The following is a 17,164-nucleotide window of genomic DNA, read 5'->3' as shown; positions in this document are numbered from 1 at the left end:
TCACAAGTGACGATCTCTCTAGGATAAAGCTACCTGGGCTATCCTTCCTTATAAGCCTCCATACCTTCACAGGAGCAAACTAAATGGCGATCACCGTAGGTATTATTAATGCGGCCAACGGCGGGCCAAAATTTAAACTGCTTAGTCCAAGGAGCAGGGTAAGCAGCTTCTTCCTGGCTGTAGGGATGGTTCCATTCGCCACAGATGAGGGATTGGGCCGTATGGGGAGCATTTTTCAACGGGTTATCAGCGGGATCAATTTCTCCATGGGTGATCGCCTGAGCTTCTTGGTAAATGGCAATCATGGCATCACAAAAACGGTCTAACTCCCCTAGGGATTCACTCTCCGTCGGCTCCACCATCATGGTACCCAGCACCGGCCAGGACACCGTGGGGGCATGGAAACCAAAATCCATGAGGCGTTTGGCCACATCTTCGACCTCGATCGCCGCTTGTTTCTTCAGGGGACGCAGATCGAGAATGCATTCATGGGCCACTAACTCATTATTGCCCCTGAATAAAATGGGGTAATAATTTTCCAGCCGCTTTGCCATGTAATTGGCACTGAGAATGGCCACCTCCGTTGCCTTGGTTAAACCCTGGGGGCCCATCATGGCAATGTACATCCAAGAAATAACCAAGATACTGGCACTGCCGTAAGGGGCAGCGGAAATCATGCCAATGGATTGGTCTTCTGCTTGGAGTTCAGCAGTCGAATTTAAACTAGTCCGGGGTAAAAATGCCTGCAAATGGGATTTAACCCCAATGGGGCCCATACCGGGGCCGCCACCGCCGTGGGGAATGCAAAAAGTCTTGTGTAAATTGAGATGGCACACATCCGCCCCAAAATCAGCCGGACGGCACAGTCCCACCTGGGCATTCATATTGGCCCCATCCATGTAAACCTCGCCGCCAAAACGATGCACAATGTCGCAAATAGTTCCGATGGTGGCTTCAAATACCCCATGGGTAGAAGGATAGGTCACCATTAACGCCGCCAGGCGATCGCCGTACTTTTCTGCTTTACTGGTCAAATCTTCCACATCGATGTTGCCTTCCCCGTCGCACTTAACCGGGACCACCTGCATGCCACACATCACCGCACTGGCTGGATTGGTGCCGTGGGCCGATTCAGGGATTAAACAAATATTGCGTTGTTCCTCACCCCGACTGAGGTGATACTGACGGATCACCTGCAAACCCGCATATTCTCCTTGGGAACCGGCATTAGGTTGCAAAGAAATGGCATCAAAACCGGTGATTTCCCCCAACCAGGCTTCCAATTGGGCAAATAAAATCTGATAACCTTCCGTTTGACCAGCGGGGGCAAAGGGGTGAATTTTGCCAAATTCAGGCCAAGTAACCGGCATCATTTCCGCTGTGGCGTTGAGTTTCATCGTGCAGGAACCCAACGGAATCATGGAAGTGTTTAGGGCTAAATCTTTGCTTTCTAATTGATGCAAATAACGCAGTAACTCGGTTTCGGAATGGTACTGATTAAAAACTGCATCCTGTAGGTATAGACTCTGACGGGTTAAATCGGCGGGAAAGCTCGTTTTAACTTCCGACCACAGTTCCTCCGGTGTAAAGGGTAAATTATCCTTACCAGCAAAAACTTGCCACAGGTCAAGCAGATCCTGCACCGTCACCGTTTCATCCAAGCTAATGCCCACTTCCCCAGGGACCAGGGGCCGCAGATTAATTCCCCGCCCTTCCGCCGCTTTCAAAATGGCTGGAGCACTCTGTTCCCCTACCCCCACCCGCAGGGTATCGAAAAAGTAATCATTATTGAGACTGTAATTTAACCGCTTTAAGCCGATCGCCAATAGGACCGTCAACTGGTGAATTCTCAGGGCAATATTTTTTAGCCCCGTGGAACCGTGGTACACCCCATACATAGAAGCCATCACTGCCAAGAGAACCTGGGCAGTACAGATATTACTAGTGGCCTTGTCCCGACGGATATGTTGTTCCCTGGTTTGCAGCGCTAAACGGAGAGCGGGGTTACCATGGGCATCCTTGGAAACCCCCACAATGCGTCCCGGCATTTTCCGCTGATATTCGGCCTTGGTGGCAAAGTAGGCGGCGTGGGGCCCACCGTAACCCAAGGGAATGCCAAACCTCTGGGTACTGCCCACCGCAATGTCAGCCCCCAATTCACCGGGGGGAGTGAGCAGGGTCAGACTGAGGGGGTCGGCGGCCAGGGTAACCAAGGCTTGGTGTTGATGGGCTTTGTCAATGAAACTACGGTAATCATAAACAGCCCCATCGGTGGCAGGGTATTGCAGTAAAGCGCCGAAAATGGACGTAGAAAAGGAAAAAGTATGATGGTCGCCGACAATTACTTCAATACCGAGGGGATTGGCCCGGGTTTTAATCACCTCAATGGTTTGGGGATGGCAGTCCTGGGCAACGAAAAAAGCATTGGCTTTACTTTTGCTGACCCCATAACTCAGGGCCATGGCTTCAGCGGCGGCGGTACCTTCATCCAACAAAGAAGCATTGGCAATTTCCAGCCCGGTTAAATCCATCACCATGGTTTGAAAATTCAACAGCGCTTCCAACCGACCCTGGGCAATTTCCGCTTGGTAGGGGGTATAGGCTGTGTACCAACCGGGGTTTTCTAAAATGTTCCGTTGGATAACCGGCGGGGTGATGGTGTCGTAGTACCCCATGCCAATATAGGAGCGAAAAACTTGATTTTTGGAGGCAATGGATTTCAGTTGGGCGATCGCCCCATACTCACTTTGGGAAGCTGGTAGTTGCAAAGACCGGGGAAAGCGAATGGCCGGGGGCACGGCTTGGTCAATCAAATCCCCCAAAGTATCAAAACCCAGTGTCTGGAGCATTTGCCGCTGTTCCGTTTCTCCGGGGCCCAAGTGACGATCCAAAAAACTATCCGCCGGAGCTAACTTCTCCTCTAGCTTAGTCAGGTCAACGGCGATCGCCTCGGAGGTAGGGACAACAACGGCGGGCTCTAGGTTGGGCATAATGGCGGAGTAGGGAAAGGATGAACGCCTGGACTGGATCTGTCAAAAAATGTTACAGATTGGCTCTAATTAGATACAAAGCTTAACAAATTTTGGTAGGCCTAGGGGTCAGCATTGCCAAGGCGGCCCCATCCCCATAAAACTCGTCCAAATATTCTTAAAACGTTTCCCATTTGCCGATGAATGAAAACTCCATGGAATTTTTTCTCCCTGACCTAAATGCTACCGATCAATGGGGACAACAATTGGCCCAACAGTTACCGCTGGGCACCATTATTTTGTTGCAGGGGGATTTGGGAGCGGGGAAAACTAGCTTAGTCCAGGGCCTTGGCCGGGGGTTGGGCATTACGGGGGAAATTGTCAGTCCCACTTTCACCATTGTTAATGAGTATCGGGAAGGTAAGATGCCCCTTTACCATCTGGATTTGTATCGACTTAACACCCTTGAAGTCGAGTATTTATACCCGGAACAATATTGGCAAGGGGAAGATTTTCCCTTGGGTATTACCGCGGTCGAGTGGCCGGAAAGATTACCGCAACTACCAAGTCAGTATTTACAAATTCAACTGTGCCACCAAGGAGAAGGAAGGAGCATCGCCCTGACAGCCCAGGACTGGGCCATGGATTTAAAAGAGCTATTGCCCCCTAGTTAAAACCTAGTTAAAACGCTGTAGTTCCGTGGCAATTAACTGGGCCAGCAACGGTTGGGGCCCCAGGGGTTCCCCCAATTGCAGGCGGAGCTGGCCATGGACCAATTGGAGTTGTTCCCGCTCTTTTCTGATCAGGTCTGTCAATCCTCCGGCAAATAGAAAGTAAGGCAAAATCACAACTTCCCCCGGCGTCTTAATTTCCCCCAGGACGGTGTTCAAACTAATGCCCCCTTTCCAGTAGGCTGCCCTGGCCCCTAATTTTTCCGCCACCGTGGCGATCGCCAAATTACCACCGGCCCGTTTACTACCGTGGGCCAAGAGGATTCTCTCCGCCTGGGGTTGGTTTTGGTACTGCAGGAAAGACTTTTCTAGTAAGGCTGGTAGCCAGGGATAAACCCCCAAAATGGGCAAACAGTGAATGGAGATGCTATTACCCAACTCCGCTTTGGCCTGGGCAATGGCCTGGGGCAAGTCTTCACAGGTATGTACTCCCATAAGCAGAAACAGGGGCAGAATGACAATCCGTTTGACCCCCTGGGGAATCAGGTTTTCGGCTAAGTTTACCAACTGTTGATGGAGAGGTAACGCCTGGGCCTCCAAGCTGGCACTAAACACCGGCGGTTCCAGTTGCTTCCCCTGATTTACCTCCGTTAATAATCCTCCGGAATAATACGCCCGCCAAGTTTCCGCCCCATTGCGCTTAGCTAACCCTTTCTTGCTTTCCAGGGGGCGGGGTCTGGGTAAAAATTGACCCACTAGGTAAGTCAGGCGATCGAGGGCGATCTGGGGACGGGGATCACGGCTACCGTGGGCAACCAACAGATAGGCAGTGGACAAGGTTGATTAGGGGTGATGGGAAGTTGGGCTTAATATATCTTAATCAACACATCCCTACCCTGGGGTGACGATTTTAACCAAATTCAGAGCTTCCAACGGCCCAAAGCCCCCAAATGCGGCGGGATCTTTTCCAGCAATGGCATAGGGCACAGCATATCTCGGTTAGATCCCCGGCGGCAGGCTGTGGCAAAGGGAACCGAGAATGGCATGATAGTTATACCGCTCAATCTTTCGGTAAACCATAGCAATTAAATTTTATGGGGTTTGCGGATCTGTCGATTCAGTCCATTGCCACAGAGTACGATCTGACTGTGCAGTCGGTTTTCGACCTGTGCGACCAACTCGGCATAGCCTACAAAAACCAGGATACTAACCTTGCCCTAGAGGACGCTAAAGCGGTGATTATGCAAATTCTACACCGCCAGCAATCTGCTTCTGAGTTAGGGGGCCTTTCCTGACATTGTCGGCTGGTTGCTATGGCTCCTGTTCCCATACTGACCGAGCAAAAACCCTCGATTTTCTTGGCATACTTGATTAAAACCCTATTTTTAAAAAGATTGAGAATTGACCGATTCCCTTTCTCACCCCTTATACCAACAGTTTGAGGAGAACCTTTGTGAAACGCTTTTTTCTGGTGGCGATCGCCTCTGTCCTATTTTTCTTTAACACCATGGTCGGCAGTGCCAATGCGGTGGAGTTAACCGAAAGCACCCGCACCATTCCCCTCGATGAAGCCGGTGGCACCACAACCTTAACCGCCCGCCAGTTCACCAACGGCCAAAAGATTTTTGTGGACACCTGCACCCAATGTCACCTCCAGGGTAAAACCAAAACTAATAATAACGTTAGTTTAGGCTTGGCAGACTTGGCTGGTGCCGAGCCCCGTCGGGACAACGTCCTGGCCTTGGTGGAATTTCTCAAGAATCCCAAGAGTTATGACGGTGAAGATGACTATTCGGAATTACATCCCAATATTTCCCGTCCCGACATCTACCCAGAAATGAGAAACTACACCGAAGACGACATCTTTGATGTGGCTGGTTACACCCTCATTGCTCCCAAATTAGATGAACGGTGGGGTGGCACCATCTACTTCTAGAAAAATAGAGAAGTAAACCATCGAACTCCGTAAAAACTAGCAAGATCTCCCCTCGATTCTGAGTTGGAGGTCTTTTTTATTGCCAAAAAGTAACCGTTAATAATTGATCCAAACTTTCACCAAATGGATTGATTGTGGGCAGTGGAGTAGTCGGATAAATGTCTTGGATATCAGAGCGTGCCTCCTGCCAGATTTCTGGAATTAAGGCCTCGCCGTAATTCTTTAAACTAGGGGAATCTCGTAATAACCGTCGAATTTTCTTTCGTTGTTCTTTAATAGTAATTTCCCAGCCACGATTATCGTAAGCGCTATTGATATAGCCTCGTTTTAACAGATGCTCCAGGAGAACTTCAAGACGATTTTCTAGCTCATGTTTTTCACTGCGACCCAAGGCACTTATTTCTTCCTGAATATTTTGCCAGTCAATGGATTCCAAGTCATTTTGTTGAATATATTGTGCCTGTTCTTCTGTCCACCGTACAAAATCCGTTTCGTAAAGTTGGTTTTTCATGGGTTTTAATCAAATCTATTGACCAATTTTAAAGGTATATCTAAAAAATCAGCAATTTCCCGATCATTAATCCCCCCAAACTTCCAAAAGCTTGAGGGGACTTTAAGCTGGTTTACCCCAGCATTGGGAGATGGTTTTACCCATCCCCCTGGGGTGATATGCACTATTTGATAAACAACATTTCCTGGTAGGTAGGCAGGGGCCAGAAACTATCGGCAATTTCCCCTTCCAGGGCATCGGCAAAAGTCCGTACTTCATCCATCAGGGGACGGAGAGTTTGGGCGCAATACTGCAACTTCTCTTCGGTGTTGGCAAAGTCGTGTTTAGCCATAGCTTCACTTAGTTTGGCGACAGCACCGACCATTTGGTTGGTCAAATCAGCGATCTTTTTGGCACTTTCCTTTTCAAAATCAATGCCTAAACCACTGAGGCTGGCAATGGTGGAGGAAAGTTTGGACAGGTATTCCACTGCCGCTGGATAAATGACCGTTTTGGCCATGCTGACCACCAGTTTGGCTTCCACTTCAATGGAGAGGATGTACTGCTCAGCGTAGACTTCAAAGCGGCTTTCCAACTCCACTGGAGTCAATACACCAGTTTTTTCAAATAGGTCTTCGATATACTTCTCCTTCAGCACCGGCAAAGCATCGGCAGTAGTACGCAAGTTGGCCAAACCCCGTTCTTCCACTGCCATTTTATGCCATTCTTCGGAATAGCCATTGCCACCAAAAATTACCTGGCCGTGGTTTTCCATAATTTCCTTCAGCACCGTCAAAATGGCAGTGTCCAAGTCCAATCCCTTGGCCAACTCCGCCTCCAGACGATCGCCAATCCAGTTAAGGGAGTCAGCCAGCATGGTGTTCAGCACAATTAGCGGACCAGAAACCGACTGACTGGAGCCCACTGCTCGGAATTCAAAACGGTTACCAGTGAAGGCAAAGGGAGAAGTACGGTTTCGATCGCCAGCGTCCTTGGTTAAATCTGGAAGTACATCAACTCCCAGATCCATCACGCCTTTTTTCTTGGAATCCTTCACACTGCCGGTTTTGATCTGTTCAAACACCTCTTCTAATTGGGTACCCAGATAAACGGACATAATGGCCGGGGGAGCTTCGTTGGCCCCCAAACGGTGGTCATTACTAGCCGTGGCGATCGCCGCCCGCATCAGAGGGCCGTATTTGTGCACTCCCCGAATCACTGCACCGCAAAAAACGAGGAATTGGGCATTATCGTGGGGAGAATCGCCGGGATCAAGCAAATTACCCTGGGTGGAGTTACCCACTGACCAGTTAACGTGCTTACCGGAACCGTTGATGCCCGCAAAAGGCTTTTCATGGAGTAGACAGACAAAGCCATGTTTTTTGGCCGTATTTTTCAGTACCGTCATTAACAATTGTTGGTGGTCACTGGCCACGTTAGCCGCTTCAAAAAAGGGCGCAATTTCGAACTGGCCGGGAGCCACTTCATTATGGCGAGTTTTAGCTGGAATACCCAACTTATAAAGGGTCTCCTCCACGTCCTGCATGAACACCTGCACCCGTTCAGGAATAGCGCCAAAATAATGGTCATCGAATTCCTGACCCTTAGCCGGGAGCTTGCCAAACAAAGTCCGTCCGGCGAGGAGTAGGTCCGGCCGTTGGCTAGCAAAATTGGCATCCACCAAAAAATATTCCTGCTCCGCCCCACAACTAGAATTAACGTGGGCAATGTCTTCGTTACCCAACAAACTGAGCACCTTGCGGGCCGCCTTATCCATGGCCGCAATGGACCGCAATAGGGGCACTTTTTTATCCAACGCTTCCCCTGTCCAGGAAACAAACACCGTCGGAATACATAGGGTGGAACCATTATCCGTTTCCATAATGTAGGCAGGACTGGTTACGTCCCATCCCGTGTAGCCCCTAGCCTCAAAGGTATCCCGAATGCCACCGTTGGGAAAAGAAGAGCCGTCCGGTTCCCCTTGTACTAGAACTTTGCCGGAAAACTCTGAAATGACATTGCCATCCCCCTGTACAGAAATAAAGCCATCGTGCTTTTCCGCCGAGAGGTTGGTCATGGGATAGAAAACGTGGGCATAGTACATTGCCCCTTTCCCCATGGCCCAGTCCCGCATAGCAGTGGCCACTGCATCAGCAACGGAAGGGTCCAATTTTTCGCCAGTGGTAATAGTATTTTTAATTGATTTGAAAACGCCTTTAGGAAGACTGGCCTGCATTTTGCTCAAATTAAAAACGTTCTCAGCCCACATATCTTCCAGGCGGGATAACTTCTTGCCAGAAGATAGAGGTCGATTGATGATTTGGTGAACTGATTGGGTGCGGGCGGCGTTTCCAGTCATGGACTAAATCTCTATTTCAGAATTTACAAACCCCCCAATCATACGCAAGATGATTTTTTAAAATAGACAATATAGATACAAAAACAACGACCCATTTCTTTGCCTCCCAAGGGGAAGCGTAAATGGGTCGACATCGTTGGATCACAATATGAAGAAATATTACAAACAGATACTACTACCCCATTACCCAGAGATAAATTAGAAAACTTTCCAAGTTATGTTGTCTGAGAAAACCGTTGCCCCTAGTAGCGATTAACGGACTCTCCCCGACTGCGGGAACGACGGACAGGGGCGGGGCCAGCAGAGGAGCGACGACGGCGTAGGGGGGTCGATTTCCCAACGGAATCGGTGAGGTATATCTCTAGGAAGGCTGACTGTTCCATCTGGTCAGCGGCGGTGGTAAGTAGGGTGCGAATGGTTTGCAAACTCCTCCCTCCCCGGCTAAGGAGCCTTTCCCGGTCTTCGTCCCCTAGGGCTAACCGAATCCAAACCCGGCTATTTTGTCGAAACACCTCACAGTCCACCTTCAGATCATCGGGCTTTTCCAAAAAGGGACGGACAAGAAACTTGACCAATTCAACGTAGTTTAGGGTAGTCACAGGGGGCAGACGTTGGTAAACACCACGGAAAAAACCGGCACTAAGCTTTTAGCTGTTCGAAAACCTGGGCTTTGGTCAAAATGGAGCGGACGGTGTCGGTGGGTTGGGCACCTTCTTTTAATCTTTTGACGATCGCCGGTACATCAAGGCGAGTTTCATCGGTGCGGGGATTATAGAATCCTAATTCTTCCAAGGGGCGACCATCCCGGCGGGTGGTGCTGTGCATGGCAACGATCCGATAGCTAACTTCACGTTTCTTACCAAAGCGTTTTAGACGGAGTTTAATCATACTAAATAAAAATAGACTGGGAAAAATTTCGCGTTTATCATTCTAACCTATTTTTTGGGGCCAGAATTTTTAGGGTCGTAAATTTTCAGGGGCCCAGCTCAATCGCCGCAGATAGCCATGGCACCAGGGCTTTCCCAATGGGGTCAAGGATTCCGAACTCTCCCCCGGGCACAAACTGACTCAGGAGCACAGACAGTCGGGATGTTTTCTTCTATGATTGATGTTTGTCGTCAGCCACTCCCCACTAAATTTATCCCCGGCCTACCGGATTTCTATCCCTAAAAATTGAATGTTTTCCTCTTCTGTTGAGCTGGAACTTTTTTTCATCTTCGTTTTGGTGGTGTTAAATGGAATTTTTTCTGGCTCGGAAATTGCCATAGTCTCAGCTCGTAAAGTTCGTTTGGAACAGTTGGCAAAGCGGGGTAATCGCAAAGCAAAGCTGGCACTGAAGCTGGCCACAGCCCCCAATAATTTTCTGTCGGCGGTGCAGATTGGCATTACTCTGATTGGCATTTTAACCGGTGCGGTGGGGGGAGCAACGGTGGCCCTGCGTCTGGCGGAGTTTTTGGACGATATTCCCCTCTTAGCCCCCTATGCCGGCCCCCTGAGCATTTCTCTGTTGGTGGGGTTCATTACCTATTTATCCCTGGTGGTGGGGGAGTTGGTGCCTAAGCGCATTGCCCTCAGCCATCCGGAACACATTGCCTGTGGAGTGGCCCCGGCGATGCATTTAGTAGCCCAGTTGACAGCGCCCCTAGTTTATCTTTTGGGGGTCTCCACCGATGCAGTACTACGGCTATTTGGTATTACCAGTAAGGAAGCTAGCCCGATCACGGAAGAGGAAATCCGGGTCATGATCGAGCAGGGGGCCCAGGCCGGCATGATTGATGAAGCAGAGCAGGAAATGGTGGAACGGGTTTTTCGCTTGGGGGACCGCCCCGTTAAAACTTTGATGACTCCCCGCACGGCGATCGCCTGGTTGGATGTGGAGTCGGACTGGGAAGAAAACCAACAGGAAATTCTGGACACACCCTATTCCCGTTTTCCCGTGGGTAGGGATAGTCTGGACGAGTGCCTAGGTTTTGTCCGGGTCAAAGACATTCTCAATAGCCAGTGGTCAGGACAAAAAATCAACCTGGAGGAAATTGTTCAGCCGCCCCTATTTGTGGCGGAAAATACCCGCTCTCTCCATGTGTTGGAAATGTTCCGGGCTTCCGGTACCCACCTGGCCCTAATTACGGATGAATATGGTGGCATTGAAGGCCTAGTCACCCTAAACGACCTCATCGAGGCGATCGTGGGAAGTATCCCCAATGACGACGAAATTCAAGAGCCCCAAATCATTCAACGGGAAGACGGTTCCTACCTGCTCGATGGCTTACTGCCCATTGATGAATTTAAGGAAATTTTTGACATTGAAACCCTCTCCAACGAAGAGGAAGGCCACTACCATACCCTCGGCGGCTTTGTGATCGAAAGCTTGGGCAAAATTCCTCAATCCGGTGATTATTTTGTTTCCGATACTCTCCGAGTAGAAGTGGTGGATATGGACGGTATCCGTATTGATAAAGTATTAGTCAATCAACTGCCGGAGGATTCTTCTACAACGGAGGAAGAGTCTGAAACAGATAATTAAACTTGTTTCTCTGCATAGATAACAAAGTCATCAATAATATATTTACTCATGGAAGAATAACCGAAGTACTTTTCTTGCAGTTTGGAAATTTGGGGACGCTCCGGCAGATCCCCTTGGATAAATTGCTTGAAGTCTTCCTTGTTATTGGTTCTTTTGCCAGTTGAAGTAAAATATTTATAAAGGATCAATCGCAAACCGAGGCAATCTAAAAATGATTTGATTAAATCTCTCTCCTTCGCTAAATTTTCATCAGGATAAGTGTCAAACATCTTATAAAATTTATTGCCTTGGATAACCAATAGAACTTTTCCATCCGGTTCTAAACATTGCTTGAAAATTGATCGATAAATATCCAAAGATTTACTTCTATCTTCCCCTTGGTAGAAAAAACAATGGGCAATAATAATCAAATTAAAAAATTCCTTCGGTAGTTTATGGCGATAGTTGTCATAATCAAAAATATTGACTGTATTGAATTGATAAAAAATATTGGGCGGGAATTTAAGTTCGTTAATGTACTGTCGCCAAAATTGTAGGCCTCGGTATTGTAAATTACGTTCCTTTTCTAGAGAATAATAAGAGCAATTAAAATCACTAATTTCTTGATGTTGAGCTAAAGATTCTAGAAATAAAGATAAACCGAATAGCATTGTAGCTGGGCCGGCGGCAATATCAAGAATCGTAATATTTTTGGGAAGATATCCAGCTTGATAAATAAAAAAATAGGCGAGATAGCTACAATAAACATTGTCCAAAAAATATTTTATTAAGTACACATGGGGGCTAAAGGCTTTGTCATAGGTTGGATCTAGTCCCTTTTTCAACCCATTTAAATCTCGATGGGCTTCGTCTATTTTTTTCTTGGCTTCATTATCATTTAATCCACTATCGGCAATGATTTTTTCCAGAAAATGAACTAACTCAGTTTCTAATTTTGCAAATATTGAAGTTTTAATACCCGTACATTCGATTTTGTAACCGTCATGGTCAATTAAGCGAAAAGATTGGCTGACTTGCTGTATTAGCTGTTTTTTTATCGGAAATTTTTGCTGAATTACTGATGAGCTTTGTTGAAATATATAGTCAGTAGCTTGCCGGACTTTTGCTTGATAGTTTTGATTTTCTAGAAATAACTTTTCTAAAAGAGTTAGCCTATAACCTTGCTTTTTTCTGGCTAAAATTAAGTGTTGGGCTAGTTTGGTATTGCCGCGAGCAATTTCAGATTTTATGATTTTTAACTGCCATAAGCCTTTGACAGCCTTGATCGGATTAATCATAGCCAAAACCTTCTCTGCCTTCAAAAATTTCTACACCATAGTATTGATTGAGTAACTCTAATTTTTTGAATAGATTATGATAATTCTTATCTTCATCTACATACCACCATTGATATTTTTCTTTTAATTCTATAGCTTTGGCTGGAGTGGAAGCTTTTAAAGATTGATTTTTACTGCTGTGAAATGGCTGTATAACTATCCTGTCAACTGTGGCTAATTGTTCAATAAACTGGGGTAAATCTTCATCATAGGACGGTAACAGGGGGGTCATGGTAATGGCAAATTTAATTTGATAACTGTCATCAGAAGGAAGTTGATGTCTGAGTTTTTCCACTGTTTGTAAGCGAGCTTTAACACTGGGAGAGCGACTTTCAAAATCTTTTCTCACCTTTTCGCTAGCGGTGGGAATACTAATATTAATTCTCAGCTTGTGAAATTGACCTAAAAGATCAATATCTCTCACAACCATGGGACTACGGGTTTGTAAGACTAGTATGGGTTGATATTTAACTAATACTTCGAGAATTTTTCTTGTTATTTGTACTTCTTTTTCAATTGGTTGATAGGGATCGGTCACACTGCTCATATAGATCCGAATCGGACGGTCATATTTTTTACTAATTCTCTCTAGTTCACTCACCAATAATTCTGCTGAATTTTCTTTTACCATTACCCAATCTCCCCAATTAGCCCTTAGTTGAGAGTTGGGACTAAAGGCCGAAGCATAACAATAGTCACAACCGAACTGACAACCACGATAGGGATTGAGGGTGAAATCGTAGTCCTGAATAAAACCAGTAGCTTTATTGAGGATAGATTTAGCTTGGTTAATGGTAACTTGCAAAATTTTTCCCTCAAACAATTTTTAATTTTTGCAAGAACAGATGAAAACGGTGAAGTTAGAATCAACCCCACCGCATTAATTAGATACTTTGAAATGCCAATGTCATAGCTAAGTCAAACTGTGGACTAGCTGCTGATGGGTAGTAATTGGAAGAGGAGAGAGTTGATAAATCCCAGCAGAATGGCGCCAATGAGAGCGCTCCAAAAGCCCCAGCGGAGGCTAAAACCATCTACAAAAGCGGCAGCAAGGGCAAAGATGATGGCGTTGACTACGGTGTAAAACAGGCCAAAGGTCAGAAAAATTAGGGGAAAAGTGAAAAACGTCAGTACTGGACGCACTAGGGCGTTGAGTAAACCGATAACGACGGCAGAAATGAGGGCTTTTTTAAAGCTGGAGATTTCTACCCCTGTGGGCAGTTGGGCAATGATCAGCAGGCTGACTGAGGTGACAATCCAGACGATAAGTAGTTGTAACATTTTCCCTCCGTTGGTAATTACAATGGTGGACTAAAACAATGCCCCCATCTTAAACGTTGGCCGCAATGATTGGCAGATCAATTTCAGTACGATGCTGGGGCTAGGGCGATCGCCGAGTTGAGCAAAATGATTGAACGGTGACAGTTTTGCTAGCGTTGTCTGGAGAGAATGGAGACAATGAAATGGCCGGGCTAGCAAAGGGCAGTTTGGTGAGTTTTAACCAGTTCCAGCGGCCCTGGGATAAGGCTTACCGTCGGTGACATTTTTTTCCTTCAGATTCCCCTTTTTTTAGGACGTTATGAAACCGCACATCATCGTTTGTGGTTTGGGGCAAACGGGTTATCGAATTTTTAGCCTGCTTAAACAACAGGGAGCGGAAGTGATTGGCGTTTCCGATCGCCCCGTGCCAGGGGAAAATCCCAGCAATATTGTGGTGGGGCAACTGAATTCCACTGCTACTCTGACTAGGGCCGCTATCCACACTGCCCAAACTTTGGTGCTAGCCACCAGTGACGATGCCTTGAATTTGGCCATTCTGACCCAGGCCCGTATTCTGAATCCCCGCATTCGCATTGTTAATCGTTTGTTCAACCATGCCCTGGGTAAACGTTTAGACACCACCTTGCCAGACCACGTTAGTTTGAGTGTTTCCGCCCTGGCGGCCCCGATTTTTTCCTTTGCGGCTTTGGGCAATCAGGCGATCGGGCAATTGCGTTTGTTTGACCAGACTTGGCCCATTCAGGAAATTGTCATTCACCAAGACCATCCCTGGCTCAATTTACCCCTGGCGGATTTATGGGATGATCCGAGCCGAATGTTGATCTATTACCTACCGGCCCACAGTGAAACGGATTTAGTAGGCGCAGTGGTGAATAATTTAACGTTGCAATCTGGGGACCATTTAATAGTGGGACAAAAACCCCAACCCAAGACCAAACGGCGATCGCCTTGGCGCAAATTTTCCAAACTGATTACCAACCTGCGGGAGTATCAGCGGTATGTCCAACAGGTGATATGGGTGGTGTTGTTTTTATTGTTGATGATTTTTCTGGCCACCTTCATCTACGTTTCCATTGATCAACATATTGCCCCAGTGGACGCGTTGTATTTTTCCGTGGGCATGATTACCGGGGCCGGTGGCAAGGAAGAGGTGGCCGAAAAGTCCCCCGATATCATCAAAGTATTCACAGTGGTGATGATGATCGCCGGGGCGGGGGTGATTGGTATTTGTTATGCCCTACTGAATGATTTCATCCTTGGCAGTCGCTTTAGTCAGTTTTTGGATGCGGCCAAGTTACCCGATCGCCATCACATCATCATTTGTGGGCTGGGGGGAGTGAGCATGGCCATTATTGAAGAGTTAATTCACCAGGGCCATGAAATTGTGGTAATCGAAAAGGATACAGATAATCGTTTCTTGCATACGGCCCGCTCCCTGGGGGTGCCCGTAATTGTGGAGGATGCCCGCCTAGAAAGAACGTTGGCCTGCGCCAATATCAACCGAGCCGAAGCCATTGTGGTGGCCACCAGCGACGACACCGTTAACTTGGAAATTGGCCTAACTGCCAAGGCGATCGCCCCTAGCCTGCCAGTGGTGTTGCGTTGCCAGGATGCCCAGTTTAGCCTGTCCCTGCAGGAAGTATTTGAATTTGAAACGGTGCTTTGTCCGGCGGAATTGGCCACCTATTCCTTTGCGGCGGCGGCCCTGGGGGGCAAAATTTTGGGCAACGGCATGACCGATGATTTGCTGTGGGTAGCCCTAGCCACCTTAATCACTCCTAACCATCCCTTTGCCGACCAATTGGTTAAAATTGCAGCCCAAAAGTCTGATTTCGTTCCCCTCTATCTAGAACGGGGTGGCAAAACCATCCATAGCTGGGAATTATTGGGTACCCATCTCGACTCTGGAGACGTGTTGTATTTAACCATGCCCGCCACTGCCCTAGAGCAACTTTGGCGATCGCCCCGTGCCACTGCTGATCCTCTGGACTCTTTTTTGGTTTAGCATGGGGGGATGGAACTCTTGACTCGGCCCAATGGTGATCAAGAAAGAACGCTTTGTCTATGTTTAGTATTTTTAAGTTAACCAACAGCAGAGGATAACTTCCAAAAGAAATTAAGCTCAAAAAGTAGCAAAATAAGTTTAATTCATAACTGAGTTTTACTGCTAAACAGCGGTGCAAAAAAGTCAGATAAAATAAAAGCTTCACTTCGGTTTTATATTGTGACCATGGTTCCCAGGCATCTGCTCTAGGGAGTTTTTCCGCTGCCTTTAGAGAGTATTTTCTCCAAGTCGGCTAACTCCCCCATTTTTAGGCAAAATCATATACAGACTATCCCAATATTGCCAGAGCTTTGATGACTCACTGTAGAAGGCAGACTAAAATTCTAGCAATGGACTCCCAGTTGGAATAAATTTTTAGTCTCCCCCGGCGCTGGAGTTTTTTTGTAGTTAATGGCGGTATAATGTGAAAGTTTTTTATCTATTTAAATTTATAAATGCTAACAGCGGAAAGAATTAAATTTACCCAGAAACGGGGGTTTCGTCGGGTACTAAACCAACGGGTGGATGCCTACTTTGCCGAGCATGGCCTGACCCAAAGGGATAATCCCTCCATGTATCTGAAAACCCTGATTATTGTGCTCTGGTTGTTTTCCGCTTGGGCCTTTGTGCTTTTTGCTCCAGTTATTTTTCCGGTGCGCCTACTGGGTTGTATGGTTTTGGCGATCGCCTTGGCGGCCTTTTCCTTCAATGTCGGCCACGATGCCAACCACAATGCCTATTCCTCCAATCCCCACATCAACCGGGTTCTGGGCATGACCTACGATTTTGTCGGGTTATCTAGTTTTCTTTGGCGCTATCGCCACAACTATTTGCACCACACCTACACCAATATTCTTGGCCATGACGTGGAAATCCATGGAGATGGCGCAGTACGTATGAGTCCTGAACAAGAACATGTTGGTATTTATCGTTTCCAGCAATTTTATATTTGGGGTTTATATCTTTTCATTCCCTTTTATTGGTTTCTCTACGATGTCTACCTAGTGCTTAATAAAGGCAAATATCACGACCATAAAATTCCTCCTTTCCAGCCCCTAGAATTAGCTAGTTTGCTAGGGATTAAGCTATTATGGCTCGGCTACGTTTTCGGCTTACCTCTGGCTCTGGGCTTTTCCATTCCTGAAGTATTAATTGGTGCTTCGGTAACCTATATGACCTATGGCATCGTGGTTTGCACCATCTTTATGCTGGCCCATGTGTTGGAATCAACTGAATTTCTCACCCCCGATGGTGAATCCGGTGCCATTGATGACGAGTGGGCTATTTGCCAAATTCGTACCACGGCCAATTTTGCCACCAATAATCCCTTTTGGAACTGGTTTTGTGGCGGTTTAAATCACCAAGTTACCCACCATCTTTTCCCCAATATTTGTCATATTCACTATCCCCAATTGGAAAATATTATTAAGGATGTTTGCCAAGAGTTTGGTGTGGAATATAAAGTTTATCCCACCTTCAAAGCGGCGATCGCCTCTAACTATCGCTGGCTAGAGGCCATGGGCAAAGCATCGTGACATTGCCTTGGGATTGAAGCAAAATGGCAAAATCCCTCG

The 17,164-nt window shown here is 47.1% G+C and carries 16 protein-coding genes; 7 read left to right on the top strand and 9 right to left on the bottom strand.

Going from position 1 to position 17,164, the window contains the following annotated elements; all coding sequences use genetic code 11:
• Window positions 1–38: 38 nt before the first annotated feature.
• On the bottom strand, window positions 39–2,990 hold the full coding sequence (gene gcvP / locus SYNPCCP_RS10125; RefSeq protein ID WP_010873139.1) for an aminomethyl-transferring glycine dehydrogenase: 2,952 nt from the start codon (window positions 2,988–2,990) through the stop codon (window positions 39–41).
• A 179-nt stretch (window positions 2,991–3,169) separates the two neighbouring features.
• On the opposite strand from gcvP, the gene tsaE reads away from it, so the two are divergent.
• Window positions 3,170–3,643 carry a tRNA (adenosine(37)-N6)-threonylcarbamoyltransferase complex ATPase subunit type 1 TsaE gene (gene tsaE / locus SYNPCCP_RS10120; RefSeq protein ID WP_010873138.1) on the top strand — a complete coding sequence of 158 codons (474 nt, stop codon included), beginning with the start codon at window positions 3,170–3,172 and terminating at the stop codon, window positions 3,641–3,643.
• A 3-nt stretch (window positions 3,644–3,646) separates the two neighbouring features.
• On the opposite strand, the gene SYNPCCP_RS10115 is transcribed toward tsaE, so the two are convergent.
• Complete coding sequence (locus SYNPCCP_RS10115) at window positions 3,647–4,477, bottom strand: sirohydrochlorin chelatase (RefSeq protein WP_020862261.1); 831 nt, start codon at window positions 4,475–4,477, stop codon at window positions 3,647–3,649.
• Window positions 4,478–4,734: 257 nt separating this feature from the next.
• Between SYNPCCP_RS10115 and SYNPCCP_RS10110 the strand changes: the two genes are divergently transcribed.
• Window positions 4,735–4,935 (top strand): hypothetical protein, encoded by a 201-nt coding sequence (locus SYNPCCP_RS10110; RefSeq protein WP_010873136.1) that lies wholly within the window; start codon window positions 4,735–4,737, stop codon window positions 4,933–4,935.
• A gap of 158 nt (window positions 4,936–5,093) precedes the next feature.
• The gene (psbV, locus tag SYNPCCP_RS10105) at window positions 5,094–5,576 is read left to right on the top strand and encodes a photosystem II cytochrome c-550 (protein ID WP_010873135.1); all 483 of its coding nucleotides are present in this window, start codon (window positions 5,094–5,096) and stop codon (window positions 5,574–5,576) included.
• 76 nt (window positions 5,577–5,652) lie between these two features.
• Here psbV and SYNPCCP_RS10100 read toward each other — a convergent pair whose 3' ends face one another.
• From SYNPCCP_RS10100 to rpsP, 4 genes are all read right to left on the bottom strand, one after another.
• Window positions 5,653–6,087 (bottom strand): DUF29 domain-containing protein, encoded by a 435-nt coding sequence (locus SYNPCCP_RS10100; protein WP_010873134.1) that lies wholly within the window; start codon window positions 6,085–6,087, stop codon window positions 5,653–5,655.
• Between the two features lie 163 nt (window positions 6,088–6,250).
• On the bottom strand, window positions 6,251–8,425 hold the full coding sequence (locus SYNPCCP_RS10095) for a glutamine synthetase III (protein ID WP_010873133.1): 2,175 nt from the start codon (window positions 8,423–8,425) through the stop codon (window positions 6,251–6,253).
• Window positions 8,426–8,667: 242 nt separating this feature from the next.
• The gene (locus SYNPCCP_RS10090) at window positions 8,668–9,024 is read right to left on the bottom strand and encodes a KH domain-containing protein (RefSeq protein ID WP_010873132.1); all 357 of its coding nucleotides are present in this window, start codon (window positions 9,022–9,024) and stop codon (window positions 8,668–8,670) included.
• Between the two features lie 40 nt (window positions 9,025–9,064).
• A complete protein-coding gene (gene rpsP / locus SYNPCCP_RS10085; protein ID WP_010873131.1) occupies window positions 9,065–9,313 on the bottom strand; it encodes a 30S ribosomal protein S16 in 249 nt (82 codons plus the stop codon).
• Window positions 9,314–9,602: 289 nt separating this feature from the next.
• Between rpsP and SYNPCCP_RS10080 the strand changes: the two genes are divergently transcribed.
• The gene (locus tag SYNPCCP_RS10080) at window positions 9,603–10,949 is read left to right on the top strand and encodes a hemolysin family protein (protein ID WP_010873130.1); all 1,347 of its coding nucleotides are present in this window, start codon (window positions 9,603–9,605) and stop codon (window positions 10,947–10,949) included.
• On the opposite strand, the gene SYNPCCP_RS10075 is transcribed toward SYNPCCP_RS10080, so the two are convergent.
• From SYNPCCP_RS10075 to SYNPCCP_RS10065, 3 genes are all read right to left on the bottom strand, one after another.
• Window positions 10,946–12,226 (bottom strand): hypothetical protein, encoded by a 1,281-nt coding sequence (locus tag SYNPCCP_RS10075; RefSeq protein WP_010873129.1) that lies wholly within the window; start codon window positions 12,224–12,226, stop codon window positions 10,946–10,948. The genes SYNPCCP_RS10080 and SYNPCCP_RS10075 overlap by 4 nt on opposite strands.
• Window positions 12,219–13,070, bottom strand: coding sequence for a radical SAM protein (locus SYNPCCP_RS10070; RefSeq protein WP_020862265.1), 852 nt, complete (start codon window positions 13,068–13,070; stop codon window positions 12,219–12,221). The genes SYNPCCP_RS10075 and SYNPCCP_RS10070 overlap by 8 nt, the downstream gene beginning before the upstream one ends.
• Window positions 13,071–13,195: 125 nt before the next feature.
• Complete coding sequence (locus SYNPCCP_RS10065; RefSeq protein WP_010873127.1) at window positions 13,196–13,546, bottom strand: phage holin family protein; 351 nt, start codon at window positions 13,544–13,546, stop codon at window positions 13,196–13,198.
• Window positions 13,547–13,683: 137 nt separating this feature from the next.
• Between SYNPCCP_RS10065 and SYNPCCP_RS17780 the strand changes: the two genes are divergently transcribed.
• From SYNPCCP_RS17780 to SYNPCCP_RS10055, 3 genes are all read left to right on the top strand, one after another.
• Complete coding sequence (locus SYNPCCP_RS17780; protein ID WP_255345199.1) at window positions 13,684–13,806, top strand: hypothetical protein; 123 nt, start codon at window positions 13,684–13,686, stop codon at window positions 13,804–13,806.
• Between the two features lie 38 nt (window positions 13,807–13,844).
• Window positions 13,845–15,551, top strand: a complete 1,707-nt coding sequence (locus SYNPCCP_RS10060) for a TrkA family potassium uptake protein (RefSeq protein ID WP_010873126.1) — start codon at window positions 13,845–13,847, stop codon at window positions 15,549–15,551.
• A gap of 494 nt (window positions 15,552–16,045) precedes the next feature.
• Window positions 16,046–17,125, top strand: coding sequence for a fatty acid desaturase (locus SYNPCCP_RS10055; RefSeq protein ID WP_010873125.1), 1,080 nt, complete (start codon window positions 16,046–16,048; stop codon window positions 17,123–17,125).
• Window positions 17,126–17,164: the final 39 nt, after the last annotated feature.

It is taken from the genome of Synechocystis sp. PCC 6803 substr. PCC-P, assembly GCF_000284455.1.
Taxonomy (GTDB): domain Bacteria; phylum Cyanobacteriota; class Cyanobacteriia; order Cyanobacteriales; family Microcystaceae; genus Synechocystis.
The sequence above is the reverse complement of the archived record's forward strand: the minus strand, read 5'-3'. Positions and strand labels throughout refer to the sequence as shown.